Origin of the sequence: Micromonospora sp. NPDC050980 (genome assembly GCF_040653835.1) — a bacterium.
Taxonomy (GTDB): domain Bacteria; phylum Actinomycetota; class Actinomycetes; order Mycobacteriales; family Micromonosporaceae; genus Micromonospora.
Window position 1 is genome coordinate 84,914 of the sequence record NZ_JBFAGS010000013.1, and the last position, 21,300, is coordinate 106,213.

At 72.0% G+C, this 21,300-nt stretch carries 18 protein-coding genes; 8 read left to right on the plus strand and 10 right to left on the minus strand.

Translation table 11 applies throughout. The features are described from left to right. Positions 1–5: 5 nt before the first annotated feature. The 5 genes from AB0H28_RS20195 to AB0H28_RS20215 all read right to left on the minus strand — a co-directional run bounded on the left by AB0H28_RS20195 (position 6) and on the right by AB0H28_RS20215 (position 4,375). Positions 6–404 (minus strand): hypothetical protein, encoded by a 399-nt coding sequence (locus AB0H28_RS20195; RefSeq protein WP_358042099.1) that lies wholly within the window; start codon positions 402–404, stop codon positions 6–8. A gap of 670 nt (positions 405–1,074) precedes the next feature. Continuing rightward, positions 1,075–1,950, minus strand: a complete 876-nt coding sequence (locus AB0H28_RS20200; protein ID WP_358042102.1) for an amino acid ABC transporter permease — start codon at positions 1,948–1,950, stop codon at positions 1,075–1,077. After that, complete coding sequence (locus tag AB0H28_RS20205; protein WP_358042105.1) at positions 1,950–2,624, minus strand: amino acid ABC transporter permease; 675 nt, start codon at positions 2,622–2,624, stop codon at positions 1,950–1,952. Before AB0H28_RS20205 ends, AB0H28_RS20200 begins: the two co-directional genes overlap by 1 nt. 81 nt (positions 2,625–2,705) lie before the next feature. Then, positions 2,706–3,569, minus strand: a complete 864-nt coding sequence (locus AB0H28_RS20210) for a glutamate ABC transporter substrate-binding protein (protein ID WP_358042108.1) — start codon at positions 3,567–3,569, stop codon at positions 2,706–2,708. A 59-nt stretch (positions 3,570–3,628) separates the two neighbouring features. Beyond that, the gene (locus AB0H28_RS20215) at positions 3,629–4,375 is read right to left on the minus strand and encodes an amino acid ABC transporter ATP-binding protein (protein WP_358042111.1); all 747 of its coding nucleotides are present in this window, start codon (positions 4,373–4,375) and stop codon (positions 3,629–3,631) included. Between the two features lie 182 nt (positions 4,376–4,557). On the opposite strand from AB0H28_RS20215, the gene selD reads away from it, so the two are divergent. The 3 genes from selD to miaB all read left to right on the plus strand — a co-directional run bounded on the left by selD (position 4,558) and on the right by miaB (position 7,814). Next, positions 4,558–5,547 carry a selenide, water dikinase SelD gene (selD, locus tag AB0H28_RS20220; RefSeq protein WP_358042114.1) on the plus strand — a complete coding sequence of 330 codons (990 nt, stop codon included), beginning with the start codon at positions 4,558–4,560 and terminating at the stop codon, positions 5,545–5,547. A 202-nt stretch (positions 5,548–5,749) separates the two neighbouring features. Next, positions 5,750–6,229 (plus strand): hypothetical protein, encoded by a 480-nt coding sequence (locus tag AB0H28_RS20225; RefSeq protein ID WP_358042118.1) that lies wholly within the window; start codon positions 5,750–5,752, stop codon positions 6,227–6,229. A 52-nt stretch (positions 6,230–6,281) separates the two neighbouring features. After that, positions 6,282–7,814: a tRNA (N6-isopentenyl adenosine(37)-C2)-methylthiotransferase MiaB gene (gene miaB, locus AB0H28_RS20230; RefSeq protein ID WP_358042121.1), complete on the plus strand. Its 1,533-nt coding sequence runs from the start codon at positions 6,282–6,284 to the stop codon at positions 7,812–7,814. A 95-nt stretch (positions 7,815–7,909) separates the two neighbouring features. On the opposite strand, the gene AB0H28_RS20235 is transcribed toward miaB, so the two are convergent. Together AB0H28_RS20235 and AB0H28_RS20240 are read right to left on the minus strand one after the other, a co-directional pair. Further along, a complete protein-coding gene (locus AB0H28_RS20235) occupies positions 7,910–9,544 on the minus strand; it encodes a cellulase family glycosylhydrolase (RefSeq protein ID WP_358042124.1) in 1,635 nt (544 codons plus the stop codon). Between the two features lie 362 nt (positions 9,545–9,906). Beyond that, positions 9,907–11,115 carry a DUF349 domain-containing protein gene (locus AB0H28_RS20240; RefSeq protein ID WP_358042127.1) on the minus strand — a complete coding sequence of 403 codons (1,209 nt, stop codon included), beginning with the start codon at positions 11,113–11,115 and terminating at the stop codon, positions 9,907–9,909. Positions 11,116–11,316: 201 nt separating this feature from the next. Here AB0H28_RS20240 and AB0H28_RS20245 point away from each other — a divergent pair, with 201 nt between their 5' ends. Genes AB0H28_RS20245 through dapF form a run of 3 tightly spaced genes read left to right on the plus strand, consistent with a single transcriptional unit; the run spans position 11,317 to position 13,883 of the window. Continuing rightward, positions 11,317–12,036, plus strand: coding sequence for a hypothetical protein (locus AB0H28_RS20245; RefSeq protein ID WP_358042130.1), 720 nt, complete (start codon positions 11,317–11,319; stop codon positions 12,034–12,036). Positions 12,037–12,088: 52 nt separating this feature from the next. Beyond that, on the plus strand, positions 12,089–13,030 hold the full coding sequence (miaA, locus tag AB0H28_RS20250) for a tRNA (adenosine(37)-N6)-dimethylallyltransferase MiaA (RefSeq protein ID WP_358042133.1): 942 nt from the start codon (positions 12,089–12,091) through the stop codon (positions 13,028–13,030). A gap of 7 nt (positions 13,031–13,037) precedes the next feature. Further along, positions 13,038–13,883: a diaminopimelate epimerase gene (dapF, locus tag AB0H28_RS20255; protein WP_358042136.1), complete on the plus strand. Its 846-nt coding sequence runs from the start codon at positions 13,038–13,040 to the stop codon at positions 13,881–13,883. Positions 13,884–14,214: 331 nt separating this feature from the next. On the opposite strand, the gene AB0H28_RS20260 is transcribed toward dapF, so the two are convergent. Beyond that, positions 14,215–15,687, minus strand: a complete 1,473-nt coding sequence (locus AB0H28_RS20260; RefSeq protein WP_358042139.1) for an NAD-dependent malic enzyme — start codon at positions 15,685–15,687, stop codon at positions 14,215–14,217. Positions 15,688–15,886: 199 nt separating this feature from the next. Here AB0H28_RS20260 and hflX point away from each other — a divergent pair, with 199 nt between their 5' ends. Beyond that, positions 15,887–17,350: a GTPase HflX gene (gene hflX, locus AB0H28_RS20265; protein WP_358042142.1), complete on the plus strand. Its 1,464-nt coding sequence runs from the start codon at positions 15,887–15,889 to the stop codon at positions 17,348–17,350. A 50-nt stretch (positions 17,351–17,400) separates the two neighbouring features. Next, entirely contained in the window at positions 17,401–19,170 is a 1,770-nt protein-coding gene (locus AB0H28_RS20270; RefSeq protein WP_358042146.1) for a hypothetical protein, read from the plus strand. 55 nt (positions 19,171–19,225) lie between these two features. Here the strand turns inward: AB0H28_RS20270 and lexA are convergent, their stop codons facing one another. Together lexA and AB0H28_RS20280 are read right to left on the minus strand one after the other, a co-directional pair. After that, a complete protein-coding gene (gene lexA, locus AB0H28_RS20275) occupies positions 19,226–20,008 on the minus strand; it encodes a transcriptional repressor LexA (protein WP_358042149.1) in 783 nt (260 codons plus the stop codon). A 203-nt stretch (positions 20,009–20,211) separates the two neighbouring features. Then, positions 20,212–21,207: an aminoglycoside phosphotransferase family protein gene (locus AB0H28_RS20280; RefSeq protein WP_358042152.1), complete on the minus strand. Its 996-nt coding sequence runs from the start codon at positions 21,205–21,207 to the stop codon at positions 20,212–20,214. Positions 21,208–21,300 lie beyond the last annotated feature (93 nt).

The window sequence follows — 21,300 nt, forward strand, 5'->3', positions numbered from 1 at the left end:
GGTGCTCAGGCGCAGCGCTTGTGTGAGTTGTTGCGAGGGCTGATCGAGTATTTGAAGTCACGCGGGAAGGTGGTGTAGGGGGTGACGTAGTTGGACAGGTCGTACACCGTGACTGCGCAGCTGCTGTCGCGGTTCCAGAGACCTTCCGCTTCGTTGTGCATCAGGAGGGCGGGGTACAGGTCAGGGATGTTCGACCAGTAGTCGTTGGCATGGTTGGAGTCGCTGTACCAGAAGTGTCGCTGGTAAGAGCTGGTCGAGAAGTTGTCGTAGCTCCACTGGAAGCAGATTTCGCCCGAGTTGCAGGCTGTCTTCGAGTCACCCCTGTCGGCGTGGGCGGGTGTGCCGCCGACCGCGAATGCGGCGGCACCCACCATGGTGGCAACGATGGCGTGGCGTACTCGCATGACTTCTCCTCGCTTGCTTGGAGGACCCTCTACGGCATAGTGGCAGGAACGGCTGAATTGCCAGAAGTCGTTGGAGTCCTGTCTGATCAAGCCCTCAGAGTGCGCATAAACGTTACGGCGATTGAGGCTTGCCGCGCATCTTCCGGTGGCTCGGAAATGCCACATCGGGAGCACCAAGCAGGTTAGATCTGACAGCAAGGGCTGCCAGTGCTGAAGCAAGTTTCCCCGTGTGGTCCAGAGGTGTATGTCCTCTTGGACGTCAATATCATCGCCGATGTCTTGCTACTTGGCAAGAGCCGATGACGGAATGGCGCGGCACTGTCCCACGGTGTCTGGCTGAGACGGTTTTGCGGGCGCTCCTATGTCATTCGTCACGTTTGCCTGGTAATGGGTTCGGGCCGTGGGGGCAAGGATGGTCAGAACGGCGCGACCGAGCACACGCCCCTCTTCAGGTCCCCGCCAGCCACTGCATCGCCTGCGCATCACCACGACCCGCCCGCTCCGCGCGCGACCAACAGCCAATGTGGCGGACTCGCTGGCCGGGCCACGGCCACGCCACCCCCGTCCGAAGGCGGGCGAGGTGGTGTGGACGTGCCAGAGCGCCGCGAGGCATCGCACCGCCGCCGTTGCTCGCCTGCCCGGGTGCCTGCTTCGGGCCGGTGGCAGTCGGTCAGCCCTGCGGCTCGGCGACGGTGGGGTCGGCCGCGACGGTCCGGTTCTGCCGCGGCCTGCGGGCCCGTCGGGTACCGGTACGCCGGTCGAGCCAACCCGCGAGGGCGGTGAGCAGCGAGTTAGTGATGATGTAGATGGCGGCGGCGACCATCGCGGCGGCGATGATGTTGCCGTAGTTGGCACTGAGGTCGTTGACCCCGCGCTGGAGCAGTTCAGGGTAGGCCACGATGTAGCCGAGCGCGGTGTCCTTGAGCAGCACCACGAGCTGGCTGACGATGATCGGGAGCATCGCCCGGGCGGCCTGCGGGATGAGGATGAGCCGCATCACCTGGCTCTTGCGCAAGCCGACCGCGTACGCGGCCTCGGACTGGCCGCCGGGCACCGAGCGGATGCCGGCGCGGAACGCCTCGGCCAGCACCGAGCCGTTGTAGAGGGTCAGACCGATGACCACGGCCCAGAATGCGCTCACCGGACCCTTGATGAGGAACGGCACGCCGTAGAAGACGAAGAAGATCATCAGCAGCAGCGGGACGGCGCGGAAGAACTCCACCACCGCTCCGGCCGGGACGCTGATCCACCAGCGGTCGGAGAGCCGCCCGACGGCGAAGACGAGGCCGAAGGCGAGCGAGAGCACCATCCCGACCGCCGCGGCCTTCAGCGTGGCCCAGAGGCCGGGCAGGATGAACTGGGTCCAGGTCGCCGGCTCGGTGAAGGGCTCCCAGAGCCGGGCCTCCCACTGGCCCGCCTGGTCGAACTTGGAGTAGATCCACCAAAGCAGGCCGACCACGCCGACGCCGAGGACGACGCTGAGCACCGTGTTGCGGATCTTGGCTCGGGGGCCCGGGTGGTCGTAGAGGACGGAGCTGGTGCTCATCAGCGCTTCACCGCCAGACGGTTGGCCAGCCAGCCGAAGAAGTAGCCGGTGGGGATGAGGAACGCGGCGAAGGTGCCGGCGAAGACCAGGAAGATCGGGATGACCGCGTTGCCGTAGCTGTTGATCAGGTCCTTCATCACGGTGGACGCCTCGATCAGGCCGATCGTGCCGACGATGGTGGCGTTCTTGCACAGCGCGATGAGGATGCTGCCGAACGGCGCGACCACCGCGCGGGTGGCTTGTGGCAGCACCACGATCCGCAGTGTCTGGGCGAAGCTCAGCCCGATCGCCCGCGCCGCCTCGGCCTGTCCGGTGGGCACGGTGTTGATGCCGGATCGGATGGCCTCACAGACGAACGCGGCGGTGTAGACGGAGAGCCCGACCACGCCGAGCCAGAAGTTGTTCAGGTTCAGGTCGTCGGCGAGGCTCAGGCCCAGCGTGGAGTAGAGCCCGAAGTAGCAGAAGAAGATCACCAGGGTGAGCGGGGTGTTGCGGAAGATGTTGACCCACGCCGTCCCGAAGCCGCGCAGCACCGGTACGGGTGAGACCCGCATCGCGGCGAGCAGCACGCCGAGCAACAGCGCGCAGACGGCGGACGCGCCGGTCAGCTTGAGGATCCAGAGGAATCCCGACACGTACGCGTCGATGTTCGTGGGATCGGTGAAGACGTCCATGCTTCGGCTCCCGGGACAGGGCGAGGCGGCCGGTGACAGACCGGGGCCGGCACCCGAACGGATGCCGGCCCTCGGAACAGGTCAGACGCTGCCGCAGTTGGTCAGCTTGGTGGTGTCCAGCTCGGGCGCGGCCTTGCCACTTGAGCCGAGGGTCTTGTCCCAGGCGGCCTTGTAGGTGCCGTCGGACGCGGCGGCCTTCAGGATCTCGTTGACCTTCTCGCAGCCGGCCTTGTCGTCCTTCTTCAGGCCGATGCCGTACGGCTCCTCGGAGAAGGTCTTGCCGACGACTTTGAACTTGCCGGCGTACTGCGACTGCGCGGCGTAGCCGGCGAGGATGATGTCGTCGGTGGTCACCGCGTCGACCTGGCCGTTCGCCAGCAGCGGCAGGCACTTGGAGTACGAGTCGAACTGCTGGAGCTTTGCCTTCGGGTAGTCGGACTGGATCCGCTTGGCCGGGGTGGACGCGGAAACCGAGCAGACGGTCTTGCCGTCGAGCTGCTCCGGGCCGGCGATCGTGGAGTCGGCCTTGACCAGCAGGTCCTGGCCGGCGATGAAGTACGGGCCCGCGAAGTTGATCTTCTGCTTGCGCTCGTCGTTGATGGTGTAGGTGGCCACCACCAGGTCGACGGTGCCCTGCTGGATGAAGGGCTCACGGTTCGGAGTGGTGGTGGTCTTCCACTCGATGCCGCTCTCCTCGACGCCCAGGCCCTTGGCGATGATCTTGGCTATCTCGATGTCGAAGCCCTCGTACTGGCTGCCGGTCTGCAGACCCAGGCCCGGCTGGTCGGCCTTGACGCCCACGACCAGCTTCTTCTGGCTCTCCGCCTTGCCCACGATTCCGGTGGCGCCCGAACCGCCGGAGCCGGTCTCGTCGCTGCCGCAGGCGGTCATCGCGAACGAGAGGGCGCCGACCGCGGCGATCGCCGCCACGCGCTTGATACGCATACTGTTCTCCTTCTTCGACGGAACCCGCCGGCGGGCGGCGCGCTCCACTACCGGTACGCCTAGTGCGTGAGGATCTTGGAGAGGAAGTCCTTGGCCCGCTCGCTGCGCGGGTTCGCGAAGAACTCGTTCGGCGGGGCGTCCTCGACCAACTGCCCGTCGGCCATGAAGACCACCCGGTTCGCCGCGTGCCGGGCGAAGCCCATCTCGTGGGTGACCACCACCATGGTCATGCCGTCGCGGGCCAGCGAGGTCATCACGTCCAGCACCTCGCCGACCATCTCCGGGTCGAGCGCGCTGGTCGGCTCGTCGAAGAGCATCGCCTTGGGCTGCATGGCCAGCGCGCGGGCGATCGCCGCCCGCTGCTGCTGGCCGCCGGAGAGCTGGGCCGGGTACTTGTCCGCCTGGTTGGCGATGCCGACGCGGTCGAGCAGGGCCAGGCCGCGCTCGCGGGCGGCGGCCGGCTTCTCCTTACGGACCTTCACCGGCCCGAGCGTGACGTTCTCCAGAATGGTCTTGTGCGCGAACAGGTTGAACGACTGGAACACCATGCCGACCTCGCTGCGCAGCTTGGCCAGGGGCTTGCCCTCGGCCGGCAGCGGCTGCCCGTCGAACGTGATGGTGCCGTCGTTGATCGGCTCCAGCCGGTTGATGGCGCGGCACAGCGTCGACTTGCCGGAACCGGACGGGCCGATCACCACGACCACCTCGCCCCGGCCGACGGAGAGGGACACGTCGTCGAGCACGTGCAGCGGCCCGAACCACTTGTTGACCCCGTCGAGCACGATCAGCGGGTCGCCCGTCGTCACGATCGTCCACCGTCCCTGTCGTCCGTGCCGGAACGGGGGTCGGTCGACCCCCCGGTTGGGCAACTGTAGGCGGCCTGATGTGGCAGAACGCAACCCAGATGGTCACGGAGCGGTAACACCGGTCACCGGTGTGCCGGCGCGTCCGGGTGGCGGTCGGGTCCGGCCGCGGAGATCATGAGGCGATGACCGACACGTTCCGGCTGACCGACCATGCCCGCGGCGGCGGTTGTGCCTGCAAGATCCCGCCGGGCGAGCTGGAGGCGATGGTCGCCGGTCTCGGCCCCAGCGGCGGCACCGCCGACCTCCTGGTCGGCCTGGAGAACGGCGACGACGCCGCGGTGGTCCGGCTGGACGAACGCACCGGCCTGGTCACCACCGCCGACTTCTTCACCCCGGTGGTCGACGACGCCTACGACTGGGGCCGCATCGCCGCCGCCAACGCGCTCTCCGACGTGTACGCGATGGGCGGCACCCCGCTGGTCGCGCTCAACCTGCTCTGCTGGCCGCGCGAGGTGCTGCCGCTGGAACTGGCCCGCGAGGTGCTGCGCGGCGGCCAGGACGTGGCCCGGGAGGCCGGCTGTCACCTGGCCGGCGGGCACAGCGTGGACGACGACGGCCCGAAGTACGGCCTGGCGGTCACCGGGGTGGTCCGTCCGGAGGAGTTGATCACCCTGGACGCCGGCCGGGCCGGGCTGCCACTGTCGCTGACCAAGCCGCTCGGCGTCGGCGTGCTCAACACCCGGCACAAGCAGACCGGCGAGCGGTTTTCCGAGGCGGTCGCGTCGATGGCCCGGCTCAACCGGGACGCCGCCCGCGCCGCGGTGGCCGCCGGCATCCGCTGCGGCACCGACGTGACCGGCTTCGGCCTGCTCGGGCACGCCTCGAAGCTGGCCCGGGCGAGCCGGCTCACGGTCGCGGTCGACGCCGCCGCGGTGCCGTACCTGCCGGGCGCGCGCCAGGCGCTGCGCGACGGGTACGTCAGCGGCGGCACCCGGCGCAACCTGGAGTGGGTGACGCCGTGGACCGACTTGGGCCGCGCCGACGAGGCCGAGCGGCTGCTGCTGGCCGACGCGCAGACCTCGGGTGGGCTGCTGGTCGCCGGCGAGGTGCCGGGCGGCACGGTGATCGGGGAACTGCTGCCCGCCTCCGACCACCTGATCCGGCTGCGCTGACCCGCGCGTGGCGCGAGCCGGCGCGGCACGATACCCGATAAACTGTCATCTTCCCGCTACTCAGGGCAACGTCGCCCGGGGAAATTTTGCCCGGAATGGTCACAGACCGGTAACTTGCCCCCGGTCGAGGTCAAATGCCCCCCACCATCGTCAGTAAGGCCCGATCCGGAGGCCGGTGGGACGAGCGCAGCGAGGAGGCGGCATGACCGAGCTGTGGAACTGGAGAATCGACGGCGGCACGCCGGTGGAGGTCTACCCGGCGATGGCCGAGGCGCTCGGCCGGGTGGTGATGCCCCTCGCCGTCGCCGACCCGGCCCGGCTCCCCGCGTACGCGGTGGTCTGCGACGTGTGGGAGGCGCCCGGGGCGTACGGCACCGTGGTCGACTGTTACGGCGTGCCCGAACGCGTGCCCGAGCTGCCCGCCATCGCGGCGCTGGCCCGGGTCCTGGGCCGCAACTGCGTGATGCGCGACGACACGCTCGACGCCGGGCGGCACCTGCTGGTCGCCCCGGACGGCACGATCCGCCCGGTGCACTTCGACGTGGTCGAGACCGACGACGGCGAGGTCCTCAGCGACCAGCGGCTCTGCACCCTGGCCGACCCCGGCTGCCGGGGCTGGTCGCGGTGCCACCGCTCCCGGTGGGCACCGGACTCGGTCGGGCCGGCGCTCGCCGCCGCCTGACCGGGGCCGCCCGTCGCCGCCGGCTGACCCACCCGGATACGCTGTCCGGGTCATGACTACCGCAGCCGCGGGCAGCCCGCGCACCTATCAGGTGCGCACGTACGGCTGCCAGATGAACGTGCACGACTCCGAGCGCATCTCCGGTCTCCTGGAGGATGCCGGCTACGTGCGCGCCCCCGAGGCCGGCGAGCAGCCCGACGTGGTGGTGTTCAACACCTGCGCGGTCCGGGAGAACGCCGACAACCGGCTCTACGGCAACCTCGGTCACCTGCGCCCGGTGAAGGCGAAGCACCCCGGGATGCAGATCGCCGTCGGTGGCTGCCTCGCCCAGAAGGACCGCGGCGAGATCGTCCGCAAGGCACCCTGGGTGGACGTGGTCTTCGGCACGCACAACATCGGCTCGCTGCCGGCGTTGCTGGACCGGGCCCGGCACAACGCCGCGGCCGAGGTGGAGATCCTGGAGTCGCTGGAGGTCTTCCCCTCCACGCTGCCGACCCGGCGCGAGTCGACGTACGCCGGTTGGGTCTCCATCTCCGTCGGCTGCAACAACACCTGCACCTTCTGCATCGTGCCGTCGCTGCGCGGCAAGGAGAAGGACCGCCGCCCCGGCGACGTGCTCTCCGAGGTGCGCGCACTCGTCGACTCCGGCGTGCTGGAGGTGACCCTGCTCGGGCAGAACGTCAACTCCTACGGCGTCGCGTTCGGCGAGCCTGGCGAGCCGAACCAACGGCGCGGTGGCGGCCGGTCCGCTTTTGCCGAGCTGCTGCGCGCCTGCGGCGACGTCGACGGGCTGGAGCGGGTCCGGTTCACCAGCCCGCACCCGAAGGACTTCACCGACGACGTGATCGAGGCGATGGCCGAGACGCCGAACGTCTGCCACTCGCTGCACATGCCGTTGCAGTCCGGCTCCGACGACGTGCTGCGCGCGATGCGCCGCTCGTACCGGTCGGAGCGCTACCTGGGGATCATCGAGAAGGTCCGGGCCGCGATGCCGGACGCGGCGATCACCACGGACATCATCGTCGGCTTCCCCGGCGAGACCGAGGCCGACTTCGCGCGCACCCTCGACGTGGTCCGGGAGGCCCGGTTCTCCTCGGCGTTCACGTTCCAATATTCGAAGCGCCCCGGCACCCCGGCCGCCACCATGGACGGGCAACTGCCGAAGCCCGTCGTGCAGGAGCGCTACGAGCGGCTGGTCGCCTGCGTCGAGGAGATCACCTGGGCGGAGAACCGCAAGCTGGTGGGCGAGACCGTCGAGGTGCTGGTCGCCGTCGGCGAGGGGCGCAAGGACGAGCGCACCGGCCGGATGTCCGGGCGGGCCCGCGACGGCCGGCTGGTGCACTTCGCGACCGGCGGGTTGGCCGGGCAGATCCGCCCCGGCGACATCGTGCACACCGTCGTCACGTACGCGGCCCCGCACCACCTGAACGCCGACGGGGCTCCGCTGGCGCACCGCCGCACCCGGGCCGGCGACGCCGCCGAGGCGGGGCGGGCCCCGCGTACTCCAGGGGTGCTGCTCGGGCTGCCGACGATCGGCGCGCCGGCCGTGCCGCCCGCCCCCACCGGCGGCTGCGCCCCCCGCTGACCCACCTGTAAGGAGGGGCCCCCTTTTAACATCTCGTGTTAAAAGGGGGCCCCTCCTCTACCGAATGCGTTAAGAGGGGGCCCCTCCTTACACCCTCAGCAGGTGGTGCCGTTGAGCTTCACCGCGGCGGGGTTCGCGGCGGTGCCGTTGGCGGTGAAGCCGACGGTCACCGAGGCCCCCGGTGCCAGCGACGACGCCCAGCCGGGCGCCGCGGCGGTCACCGTCGTGCCGGACTGGGTCACGGTGGCGTTCCAGCCGCTGGCCAGCGTCACCCCGGACGGCCAGGTCCAGGTGACCGACCACGGGTTCAGCGCACCGGTGCCGGTGTTCTTCACGGTCAGTTCGCCCTGGAAGCCGCCGGCCCAGGCGTTCACCTGCTTGTAGCTGGCGGTGCACCCGCCGCTCGGCGCCGGCGTGGTCGGCGTCGGGCCGGGCGTGGTCGGGTTCGGCGTCGGGGAGCCGGTGCCGGTCGGCGTCGGGTTCGGGTTGCCGCCACCGGACGGCGGGATCAGGTACGGCTGGAGGATCGCCTGCTTGGCCTGGTTGACGGTGGTCCAGTCGTCGTTCGCGATGCCGCCGGTGTCACCCGAGTTGGGGTTCCACGACCAGTAGGTGAACGACATGCCGTTGACCCCGGTGCCCGTGTAGGCCATCAGGTTCTCCAGCCAGACCTTGTCCTTCGGGTCCTGGAGCGTGGTGCCGAACTCGCCCATCATGATCGGCGCGATGTTCTGCTTGTAGAGGTAGCCCCAGTACTTGTCCCAGATCGCCGGCATGTTCGCCGGGTAGCTCGGGTCGTCGAACCATGCCTGGCGGTAGACCGAGGTGGCGTACTCGTGCGGCGAGTAGACCAGCCGGTTCGCCACGTTCAGCCGCACCGGGAACTGCCCGGCCTTGGACAGGTTGCCACCCCACCAGCCGCAGTCCTCGTCGTTGCTGGGGTCGTTGTCCCAGACGTTCGACAGCCCGCCGCTCGGGCAGCTCACCCCCTCCACGAAGATCAGCCAGTTCGGCTGCACGCCGAGGATCGCGTTGCCGGCCCGCTCGGCGGCCAGCCGCCAGTCCCGGGCGGTGTCGCCGCAGCCCCAGCACGCGCCGGTGGCGGCCGGGTTGGTGCCCTCGGCGTGCGGCTCGTTGTGCAGGTCCGCGCCGATCACCGTGGGGTTGTTCGCGTACCGCTGGGCCATCGTCTTCCAGTCGTTGATCCAGGTCGCCTCGGAGACGCCCGAGGTGTACCAGAGCGGCGACTGCCCGGCCGAGGTCGGCCGGTGCCGGTCCAGGATGACCCGCATCCCCTTGCTGCCCGCGTAGTCGATGACCTTGTCCAGGATCTGCAACGGGGAGAGCCCGATCAGGTCCGGGTTGACGAAGTCGTTGATCCCGGTCGCGGTGGCGCCGGGCTTGATGGCGTCGTTCGAGTACGGGATCCGCAGCGTGTTGTAGCCGAGCCGGGCCATGGTGTCGAGCTGGCCGCGCCACGGGTTGCTCGACCACAGGCCGTGGAACGTCTTGTTGTCGGTCTCCATACCGAACCAGTTGATGCCGGTGAGCCGGACGGTCGCGCCCGTACTGTCGACGATCTTGTTGCCGCTGGTGTGCAGGTAGCCGGTGCCGGTGCCGCCGGCCGCGGCGGCGGCCGGGGTGGTGCTGACGGCCGCGGCGACGAGGATGCCGGCCGCGGCGGTGGCGAGCGCCGTGAGGGCGCCGCCGAGGGCGGTGCGTCGGTGCATGGAAGCTCCACTTCGGATGCCCGCGCCGCGAAGGGCGCCGCGGGCGGCAGGACCAGGAGACACGGCACGCTCGTCATCGAGTACGCGGACAGCGTCCACCGGGCCGTGACGCGGACGGCCACCTGCGGGGAGGCACCGGCGATCCCCGACGGCGATGATCAGCCGTCGACGCCCTCGCGCCGGTGTCGGAACCTGACTCCGCCGCCCATTCTGATCACCCCACCCCAACGCGTCAACCCACCACCCCCCACCCCACCCCCACCCCCGGACGCGGCTGATTCACGGAAAGAGTGCCTATCCCGAGTGGAATAGGCACTCTTTCCGTGAATCAGCGTGCGATGGGGTGGGGGTGGGGGTGGGGGTTAGTTGGCTTGTTCGGCGAGTTGGAGGAACTGGCGCTTCGAGGTGAGGGCCTGCTCGGCTTCCTTGATCCGGCGCGCGTCGCCGGCCGCCTGGGCCCGGGCCAGCCGGTCCTCGGCCTCGGCGACCTGGGCGCGCATCTGCGCCAGCAGCGGATTGTCCTCCTTGGAGGTGCGCCGCCACGCCGAGTCCATCACCTCGCGGACCTTGTCGTCCACGGCCCGCAACCGCCGATCCAGCCCGGCGGCCGCCTCGCGCGGCACCCGGCCGGCCTCGTGCCACTGCGCCTGGATCTCCCGCAGCTTCGCCTGCGCGCCCTTCGGGTCGCCGTCGACGTCGAGCGCCTCCGCCTCGGCCAGCAGCGCCTGCTTACGCTCCAGGTTGGCCCGCTGCTCGTTGTCGCGCGCGGAGAAGACCTCGCTGCGCCGGGTGAAGAACTCGTCCTGAGCGGCGCGGAACCGTTCCCAGAGCTTCTGCTCGGTCTCCTTGGCGGCGCGCGGCGCGGCCTTCCACTGGGCCATCAGATCCTTGAGCTGGCCGGCGGTGACGCCCCAGTCGGTCGAATCCTTGAGCTTCTCGGCCTCGGCGACCAACTCCTCCTTGACCGTCTGCGCCTGCTTGCGCTGCTGGTCCAGGGAGGCGAAGTGGGCGCCCCGGCGGCGGGTGAAGCCGTCGCGCGCGGCGGCGAACCGCTTCCACAGCTCGCCGTCGGACTTCTTGTCGACGCCGCGGATGGTCTTCCACTCGTCGAGGATCTCCTTGAGCCGGTCGCCGGCGGTCTTCCAGCCGGTCGACTCGGCGGCCAGCTTCTCGGCCTCCTCGACCAGGGCGGTCTTGCGGACCAGCGCCTCGCCCCGGGCGGCCTCGCGGGCCGCCTTGGCCTCGCCGGCCTTCTCCTCCGCGACGGTGGCCAGCTTGTCCAGCCGGGCGGCAAGGGCGTCGATGTCGCCGACCACGTGCGCCTCGGGCAGCGACGCCCGGATCCGCCGGATCGTGGTCAGCGAGTGGCCCGCGTCGGCCGCGCCCGAGTTGAGCCGCGCCTCGGTCAGGTCGACCTCCGTCACCAGGTCGGAGAAGCGCCGGGCGAAGTGGGCGAGCCCTTCCTCCGGGGCCCCCGCCTGCCAGGATCCGACCACCCGCTCGCCCTCGGCGGTCTTGACGTAGACGGTGCCGTCCTCGTCCACCCGTCCGAAGGCAGTCCAGTCGCTCATGTGCCCATCCTCGTTCTCCCGGCGTCGGGGGAACAGCCCCCGGTCGCCGCCACGGCGCAGCAAACTTTCTCCCGGCATTGTCACAGGTCCGCCCCCGTCCGTGTCGAGCGCCTGTCGTCGACCGTGACCATACGGTGTCGTACGCCCTCGATGACCGGATCGGCGCGGGGACGCACCGGGCGTCGGCGATAGGTTGGAGCCGTGCCCCTGGTCGCCGCCGCCGTCTGCCCCCACCCGCCTTTGCTCGTGCCCGAGTTGGCCGGCGCCGCCGCGCCCGAGCTGGACGACCTGCGCGCCGCGGCCGACGCGGCGGTCGCCCGGCTGTTCGCCGCCGCGCCCGAGGTGCTCCTGCTGGTCGGCGGCGGGCCGGCGAGCCGGACCTTCCACTCCGCCGACTCGGGTTCCCTGCGTCGCTACGGGCTCGACCGGCCGGTGCGGCTGTGGAAGACCTCCTGCGCCGGCGCGGAGGTGCTGCCGTTGAGCCTGACCATCGGCGCCTGGCTGCTGCACCGTGCCGGCACCGAACTGCCCCGCCTCGCCCGGTCGGTCGCCGTCGACGCCACTTCGGCCGAGGCGGGCGGGCTGGGCGCGACGCTGCTTGCGGACGGCGATCCCCGGTGCGCGTTGCTGGTGCTCGGCGACGGCTCGGCCTGCCGGGGCGTCACCGCACCGGGATACGACGATCCGCGCGCCGAGGCGTACGACGAGGGGGTCGCCGCGGCCCTGGCCGGCGCGGACGCCGACGCGCTGCGCGGCCTGGACCCGGTGCTCTCCGCCGAGCTGCGGGTTGCCGGGCGGGCGCCCTGGCAGGTGCTGGCCGGCGCGGTCGGCGCCGCCGGGGGCGGCTGGCGCGGCGAGCTGACCTACCACCGGGCGCCGTACGGCGTCGCCTACTTCGTCGCGAACTGGGAGCGGGCGTGAGCGCGAGGAGTGAGCTTGCGAGCCCCGCAGTCGCGAACCGGGAGGAACGGTGGTGAGCGCGAGGAGTGAGCTTGCGAGCCCCGCGGGCGGCGGCGTGGTCGCGGTGGTCGGTCCGACCGCGGCCGGGAAGTCGGCGCTGAGCATCGCGCTCGCGCACGCCCTCGACGGTGAGGTGGTCAACGCCGACTCGATGCAGCTCTACCGGGGGATGGACGTCGGCACCGCCAAGCTGACTCCGGCCGAGCGCGAGGGCGTGCCGCACCACCTCCTCGACGTCTGGCCGGTGACCGAGCCGGCCAGCGTGGCGGAATATCAGAAACTGGCCCGCGCGGCGGTCGACGACATCCTGGCCCGGGGGCGGGTGCCGCTGCTGGTCGGCGGCTCCGGGCTCTACGTGCGGGCGGTGCTGGAGCAGTTCGAGTTTCCCGGCACCGACCCGGCGCTGCGGGAGCGGCTGGAGGCGGAGCTGGCCGAGGTGGGGCCGGCACCGCTGCATGCCCGCCTGGCCGCGGCGGACCCGGTGGCGGCGGCCGGCATCCTGCCCGGCAACGGCCGCCGGATCGTCCGGGCGCTGGAGGTGATCGAGTTGACCGGCGCGCCGTTCACCGCGTCGCTGCCGGCACCCACGCCCTATTACCGGTCGGTGCAGCTCGGGGTCGACCTGGACACCGCCCGGCTGGACGAGCGGATCGCGCTGCGGGTGGACCGGATGTGGGCCGACGGCCTGGTGGACGAGGTGCGCGCACTCGTCGGTGAGGGGCTGCCCGCCGGGCGTACGGCCAGCCGGGCGCTCGGCTACCAGCAGGTGCTGCGTTTTCTGGCCGGCGAACTGACCGAAACCGAGGCGTACGAGGAGACGATCCGGGCGACGAGGCGCTTCGTCCGCCGGCAGCGCTCGTGGTTCCGGCGGGACCCCCGGGTGCGCTGGCTCGACTCCGCCGCCGGTGACGTCGTCGACACGGCACTGCGGGTGACCGCCGGGCATCGGGAATGATGGGGGCGTGGAGTTCACCAAGGGGCACGGCACCGGCAACGACTTCGTCATCCTGCCCGACCCGGACGGCGCGCTGGATCTGACACCCGCCCTGGTCGCCGCGCTCTGCGACCGGCGGCGCGGGCTCGGCGGCGACGGCGTGCTGCGCGTGGTACGCGCCGCGAAGCACCCCGACGGCGCCGCGCTGGCCGGCGAGGCCGAGTGGTTCATGGACTACTGGAACTCCGACGGCTCGTTCGCCGAGATGTGCGGCAACGGGGCCCGGGTGTTCGTGCGCTATCTGCTGGAGGCCGGGCTGGCCGCCCCGTCGGGCGGGACGCTGCCGGTGGCCACCCGGGCCGGTCTGGTGCGGGCGCGGGTCGAGGGCGCGGAGGTGGCGGTCGAGATGCGCCGCCCCCGCCTGCACCACGCGGCCACCGCCACCCTGGGCGGGCTGACCCTGACCGGTGCGGCGGTGGACGTCGGCAACCCGCACCTGGTGTGCGCGCTGCCCGCCGCGCTGGACCTGGCCGGTCTGGATCTCACCCGCGCCCCCGAGATCGACACCGCGGTCTTCCCGACCGGGGTGAACGTCGAGTTCACCACGCCGGGCGGGCCGGTCGACGGCACCGACGCGCACGTGCTGATGCGGGTCCACGAGCGGGGCTCGGCCGAGACGCTCTCCTGCGGCACCGGCGCGTGCGCGGTGGCGGCGGTGGCGTTGCGCGACACCGGTCGGGACACCGGGATCGTGGCGGTGGACGTCCCCGGCGGTCGCCTCACCGTCACGGTGACCGCCGACGCGTGCTGGCTCGCCGGCCCGGCCGTGCTGGTCGCGACCGGAACCCTCACCCCGGACGTCATGCGCCCCTGACGATCCGCCGTGCCACCCCGCCCCGCCCCGACCGGGTATCGGCACAGGTGCGCGGACCGAGGGGCCGGCGGTAGCGTCCCAGCGATCGCACCGGGATCACCACACTGCGTGACGACCTTCGGAGGACGTCCACTTTTATGCGCTATACCTCACGGTCATAAATATGACTGCGAGGTATAGCGCCCTCTGCGCTGCTGTCTTTCTCCCGCGACACGCCCGAGGCTCGCCGGCGCCGCCGAGGGACCGAGCACCGTGGGACCCGCCCCGTCGAACGGCAGTGCCGGCGTGGACCAGGACGGCCCCGCGGGCCGAAAGGCGGGACGCGCGGGCGTCAGGGGGTGGCGCTGGCGTTGGCGGCGATCTCGGGGAGGTCGGCGGGGCCCGGGTCGGCGGCCGGCGGGGGCGTGACGGTGGGGTTCTGTGCGGCGGCGCGCACCGCGGCGGCCACCGCGGGGGCGACCCGGGCGTCGAACACGCTGGGCACGATCACGGTCGGGTTGATCTTGTCCTCACCGACCACGTCGGCGATGGCGCGGGCCGCCGCGATCGCCATCTCCTCGGTGAACTCCTCGGCGTGCGCGTCGAGCATGCCGCGGAACACGCCCGGGAAGGCGAGCACGTTGTTGATCTGGTTCGGCTGGTCGGAACGGCCGGTGGCCACCACGGCGGCGTGCTTGCGCGCCTCCCGCGGGTCCACCTCCGGGTCCGGGTTGGCCAGCGCGAAGACGATCGCGTCCTTCGCCATCGCGGCGACGTCCTCGCCGGTGAGCAGGTTCGGCGCGCTCACCCCGATGAACACGTCCGCGCCGCGCACCGCCCCGGCCAGGTCGCCGGCGTAGTTGTCCTTGTTGGTGTTCTCGGCCAGCCACCGCCAGGCCGGGTTCAGGTCGGTCAGCCCGCGATGCAGGGCGCCCTGCCGGTCGTACGCGATGATGTCGCCCACGCCCTGGCGCAGCAGCAGCTTCATGATCGCGGTGCCGGCGGCGCCGGCGCCGGAGACCACGACCCGCACGTCCGGGAGCTGCTTGCCCACGACACGCAGCGCGTTGGTCAGCGCGGCCAGCACGCAGATCGCGGTGCCGTGCTGGTCGTCGTGGAAGACCGGGATGTCCAGCGCCTCGCGCAGCCGGGCCTCGATCTCGAAGCAGCGCGGCGCGGCGATGTCCTCCAGGTTGATCCCGCCGTACGCCGGCGCGATCGCCTTGACGATCGACACGATCTCGTCGGTGTCCTGGGTGTCCAGCACCACCGGCCAGGCGTCCACCCCGCCGAAGCGCTTGAACAGCGCCGCCTTGCCCTCCATCACCGGCAGCGAGGCGGCCGGGCCGAGGTTGCCCAGGCCGAGCACGGCCGAGCCGTCGCTGACCACGGCCACCGTGTTGCGCTTGATGGTGAGCCGGCGGGCGTCGGCCGGGTTCTCGGCGATCGCCTGGCAGACCCGGGCCACCCCCGGGGTGTACGCGCGGGACAGCTCGTCCCGGTTGCGCAGGGCGACCTTGGAACTCACTTCGATCTTGCCGCCGAGGTGCAGCAGGAACGTCCGGTCGGAGACCTTGCGCACGTCGACCCCGTCGAGCCCGGTGAGCGCGTCGACGACCTGGTCGGCGTGGCCGGCGTCGGCGGTGTCGCAGGTGAGGTCGACGACCACGTTCGTCGGGTCGGAGTCGACCACGTCCAGCGCGGTCACGATGGCGCCGGCCTCGCCCGCCGCGGTGGTCAACCGGCCGATGGAGGAGGCGTCCGCGGGTACCGCGATCCGGATCGTGATCGAGAATCCGGCACTCGGCAGTCGGGTGATGGCCACGAGAAAACACTCCTCCGTCGGCGCTGAGCGGCTCGACTGGCATTTCTACTCGCAGGTCGGCGCGGACCGGCAGCCGGCCCCGCTACCGGTGGGTAGCGCCACGGGCATAACACGGGTGCGTGTGGCGTTGTCTCATGTCAGGATTGCGGTCACGCGCCGAAAACTCTCGGCGCTGCACATAACGGACAGGAGACGCAGTTTGCGCGAGCAGGAGACCTTCCACCCCTACGAGAACGACGAGCTCGACGCCACCACCGGTGAGTACGAGCTGTCGGAGCGACAGGCGCTGCGGCGGGTCCCCGGCCTCTCCACCGAGCTGACCGACATCACCGAGGTCGAATACCGCCAGCTCCGACTGGAGCGGGTCGTCCTGGTGGGGGTCTGGACCGAGGGCAACCAGTCCGACGCGGAGAACAGCCTCACCGAGCTGGCGGCGCTGGCCGAGACGGCCGGCTCGCAGGTGCTCGAAGGTCTGATCCAGCGCCGCAACCGGCCGGACCCGGCCACCTACATCGGCCGGGGTAAGGTCGACGACCTGGGCGCGGTGGTGCTCTCCACCGGCGCCGACACGGTCATCTGCGACGGCGAGCTGTCCCCGTCGCAGCTTCGCAACCTCGAGCAGCGCACCAAGGTCAAGGTGGTCGACCGGACCGCGCTGATCCTCGACATCTTCGCCCAGCACGCCAAGAGCAAGGAGGGCAAGGCGCAGGTCGAGCTGGCCCAGCTCGAATACCTGCTGCCGCGCCTGCGCGGTTGGGGTGAGAGCCTGTCCCGGCAGACCGGTGGTAGCGGTCGCGGCGGCGGCGCCGGCGGTGGCGTGGGCCTGCGTGGCCCGGGTGAGACCAAGCTGGAGACCGACCGGCGTCGGATCCGGCACCGCATCGCGCGGCTGCGCCGCGAGATCAAGGGCATGACCACGGTACGCCAGACCAAGCGTGCCCGGCGGTCCCGCAACGCGGTGCCCGCGGTGGCCATCGCCGGCTACACCAACGCCGGCAAGTCGAGCCTGCTCAACCGCCTCACCGGCGCGGGCGTGCTGGTGGAGGACGCGCTGTTCGCCACGCTGGACCCGACCACCCGCCGGGCGACGACCGCCGACGGTCGGCTCTACACACTGTCCGACACGGTCGGTTTCGTCCGGCACCTGCCGCACCAGATCGTCGAGGCGTTCCGCTCGACGCTGGAGGAGGTCGGCGACGCCGACCTGGTGGTGCACGTGGTCGACGGCACCCACCCGGATCCGGAGGAGCAGGTCCGGGCGGTCCGTGAGGTGCTCGCCGAGGTGGGCGCCGACCGGCTGCCGGAGCTGCTGGTGGTGAACAAGACCGACGCCACCGACGAGGAGACGATGCTGCGGCTCAAGCGGCTCTGGCCGGACGCGGTGTTCGTCTCCGCGCACAGCGGTCGGGGGGTCGACGAGCTGCGCGAGGCGGTCGAGCACCGGCTGCCGCGCCCGGCCGTCGAGGTCCGCGCGGTGCTCCCGTACGACCGGGGTGACCTGGTGGCCCGGGTGCACCGGCAGGGCGAGGTGTTGAGCACCGCGCACCTGCCCGAGGGCACGTTGCTGCACGTGCGGGTGGGCCAGGCGCTCGCCGCCGAGCTGGCGCCCTACCGCGCGGGTGACCGGCTCACCACCGAGGAGCGGGTGGGCGTCGGGCGGTGACCCGTCCGGCGTCACCCGGCGGAAACCCGGGGCGTGCGACACTGAGCGCCATGCGGCACGTTGTCTCCTCGGTCACGCTCGCGCTCGGCCTGACCGGCGCGGTCGTGGCGCCGGCCGGGCCGGTCTCGGCGGCTCCCGCCGCGGCCCCGGTGCTGGCCGCGGCTCCCAAGAAGAAGTGCACCGTCACCGACGATCGGCTGCGTGAGTTGTCCGGGTTGGTCGCCACCAGTGGTGGCTACGTCGTCATCAACGACGGGTCCGACGATCCCGGCCGTAAGCGGGTCTTCTACCTGGACGCCAAGTGCAAGGTCGACAAGGAGGTCCGTTACTCGGGTGACGGGCCCCTCGACACCGAGGATCTGGCGCTGGGGCCGGACCGCAAGACGCTCTGGATCGCCGACACCGGCGACAACGTCGAGAAGAAGACCCGGCGGGAGCGCGTCGCGGTCTGGACGATGCCGCTGAGCGGGTCGAAGCAACCGGTGCTGCACCGGCTCAGCTATCCGGCCAAGGAGCCGCACGACGCCGAGGCGCTGCTGGTCGGCGACGACGACCTGCCACTTGTGATCACGAAGGAACTCTCCGGCAAGTCGGAGATCTTCACCCCGACCGCGAAGCTGAAGACCAGCGGCGACTCCGAGCCGATCCCGATGAGGAAGGTCGGCGAGTTCACGCTGCCCCGGACCAACACCGAGAACAAGCTCGGCACGCCGGGCCGACTGCTGGTCACCGGCGCGGCCCGGTCGCCCGACGGCGCGAAGGTCGTGGTGCGCACCTACGCGGACGCGTTCGAGTTCGACGTGGCCGGCGGCGACCTGGTCAAGGCGCTCACCTCCGGCAAGCCCCGGGTCACGCCGCTGGCCGACCCGTTTGGTGAGGCGATCTCCTACACGGCGGACGGCAAGTCGTTCGTCACCGTCTCCGACGGCGGCTCGCTGGATCCCGAGGACCCGATCGAGATTCTCGGCTACCCGCCGTCGACCACCGGCGTCGAGGCGTTGCCCAACGGCGGCAAGGTCGCGACCAAGCCCGCCGCCCAGAAGTCCTGGCTCGAAGGGCTTTCGCTCGACGAGATCACGTACCTGATCGCCGCGGTCGGGGTGCTCGGCGCGCTGCTTGTCGGCGCGGGGGTGTTCGGCATCCTGCGGGCCCGGCGCAAGCCGACGCCGGTCGAGCCGGCCGCCGGGTCCGAGCGCGGCGGCGAGTTCCCGGTGAACGGCGGCTTCCCGCCGGGCGGTCGGCCCGACGCGCCGCCACGCGGTGGGGTCTACGGCGGCGGTCAGCCCGGCGGCGTCCACGGCGGGGCGGCGAGCGGCGAGCGGCCGGAGGGTGGGGTCTACGGCGGCGGCCGGCCCCCGGGCGGCGCGGTGTACGGCGGCGCGGCGATGGGCGGTGGCGGCGCCCCGAGCGGCCGTCCCCCGGGCGGCCGTCCGGCGGGCGGCGGCGGTCCCCAGGGCGGCGTCTACGGCGGCGGGGAGCGGGCCGGTCAGGGCGGCGTCTACGGCGGCGGGGAGCGGGCCGGTCAGGGCGGCGTCTACGGCGGCGGGGAGCGGGCCGGTCAGGGCGGCGCCTACGGCGGCGGGGAGCGAGCGGGTCGGGGCGGTGCCTACGGCGGCCCGGGGGTCGCGCGTCCGGGCGGCGCCCCGGGTGGGGCGGGACATCGCGGGCAGCCGGGCGGGGGTGGCCGGCGGGGTGACGGCGGACGGGCCGAGCCGCCCCGTCGTGACCCGCGTGGCGCCCGCCGGGACGACGGCTACGGCGAACCCGGCCGGTACGGGCCGGTTCCCGGCGGCCGGGAGCCGCGCGGGGACCGCTACTGAGCCGACACGCAGCAGGGGTGACCGGGTGCCCGGTCACCCCTGCTGCGTCGTGCGCTCAGATCCGGCGCAGCACCGCGACCACGCGACCCATGATGGTGGCGTCGTCGCCGGGGATCGGGTCGAAGGCCGGGTTCTGCGGCATCAGCCAGACGTGCCCGTCGCGTCGCCGGTAGGTCTTCACGGTCGCCTCGCCGTCGAGCATGGCCGCCACGATGTCGCCGACCTCGGCGTTGGGCTGCTGGCGCACCACGACCCAGTCGCCGTCGCAGATCGCCGCGTCGAGCATCGAGTCGCCCTTGACCTGGAGCATGAAGACCTCGCCCTCACCGACCAGCTCGCGGGGGAGGGGGAAGATGTCCTCCACCGCCTGCTCGGCGAGGATCGGACCACCGGCGGCGATCCGGCCCAGCATGGGCACGTAGGCCGGGGCGGGGCGTTGCGCGCGGGCGGCCTCGTCGTCGGCGTCGCTAGGGGCCCGGACGTCGACCGCGCGCGGCCGGTTCGGGTCGCGGCGCAGGAAGCCCTTCTTCTCCAGCTCCTTGAGCTGGTAGGCGACGCTGGACGGGGAGACCAGGCCGACGGCCTCGCCGATCTCGCGGACGCTCGGCGGATAGCCGTGGCGCTCGACCCAGGTGCGGATGAACTCCAGGATCCGGCGCTGCCGGGCGGTGAGGTCGACCGTCGCCGGGTCGGGGAAGCTGCTGACCACCGGCGTGACCGGACGCACCGCGGGCTGGGCGGCCCGGCTGCGCGCGGTGCGGGGGCGGCGGGACGCCGGCGGGCCCGCCCCGTCGATCGGCTGCGGGTTCTTCGGCCGGCTGGCCCGGTCCTCGGTCACGTCCGTCCTCCCTGGTCGGCGCTGGGTGCTTCGTCGGCTCGTGGTGCGTGTGGTCTGACCGTATAGGTGAGATCGGTCATTTTCAAACATCTGTACGACGTCGTGTCGGCGTGTCGCGCCGAAATCCTGGATTTCCGAACTGCTGTTCTGATAAATGGTACGGCCCTTCGAACGGGTGTTCCATCCCGCGTGCCGCTGCCGGATCAGACCAGGGCGGGTGCGAACAGCTCCTCCAGCCAGCCGGGAACGGCGGCGGCGTACTCGGCGCGAGCCGGGTCGGCGGCCGGCAGCGCCCGCCGCCAGGCCAACGAGCGGCTGACAGTGGTGACGGTGGTGGCCAGGGCCGCCGCCTCCCGCAGGACGGCGCGGTCGTGCCGGTCGCTCCACGCCTCCAGGTACGCGTCCCGCAGGCGGAGCAGCGCCGGGTCGCCGGCGGGCAGCTCGAAGGCGTGCGCGACCGAGCGCAACGTCACCAGCAGGGTGCCGAACGGGTGGGCGAGCGAGGCGTCCCCCCAGTCGAAGAAGCGTGGGCCGTCGGCCGTGACGAAGACGTTGCCGTCGTGCAGGTCGTCGTGCTGCACGGTGGGCTCGATCCCGAGGTCGGCGAGCCGCCGGCAGTCTCGCGCGTACCGGTCGGCGTGGACGCGCAGCCGGGCGTGCGTCTCGGGCGTGAGCCCGCCCTCCCGGCCGAGCAGCAGCGCGTCGGTGTCGTCCAGCAGGTCGGTGAACAGCCTCGGCAGCGCCTCGGGCCGGTGGTCGGGCAGGCCGAGCGCGAGCAGCTCGCCGGCGTGCGCCGCGCTCGCCCGCTGGAGCTCGGCGTACACCGGGAGGATCCGCTCCCAGCGGCCCGGGTCGGGCGCGACGGCGAGCGCGTCGCGGAGGGTCCGGCCGCCCTCCGGAAGCAGGGACCAGCCCCGGCCGGCGTCCACCGCCAACGGGTCCGGCACCCGGCCGGGCGCCAGGCGGGCCAGCGCGGCCAGCACGCCGGCCTCGTGCCGGGTGTCGTCGCTGTTGGCCTTGAACCAGGCGTCGTCGTCGCCGGTGGGCACGCGCCACACCAGTGACCACGGGCGTATCCGCTCCTGCACGGGCCCGGTGACCCGGCGGCCGTACCGGCCGAGCTGCTCCGCCACCCAGTGCGAGGCGGACTCCCGCCACGCCGGCGCGTCCCACCCGGCACCCACCACCTCTGCGCTCATGCCGGCAACCTAGCCTCTGGGCGTCGGTCGGGCGAGGTGGTTTCCGGCGTCCCGTGACCCGCCGCGGTGACGCGGCGTTGGGCTCCTCGGTGA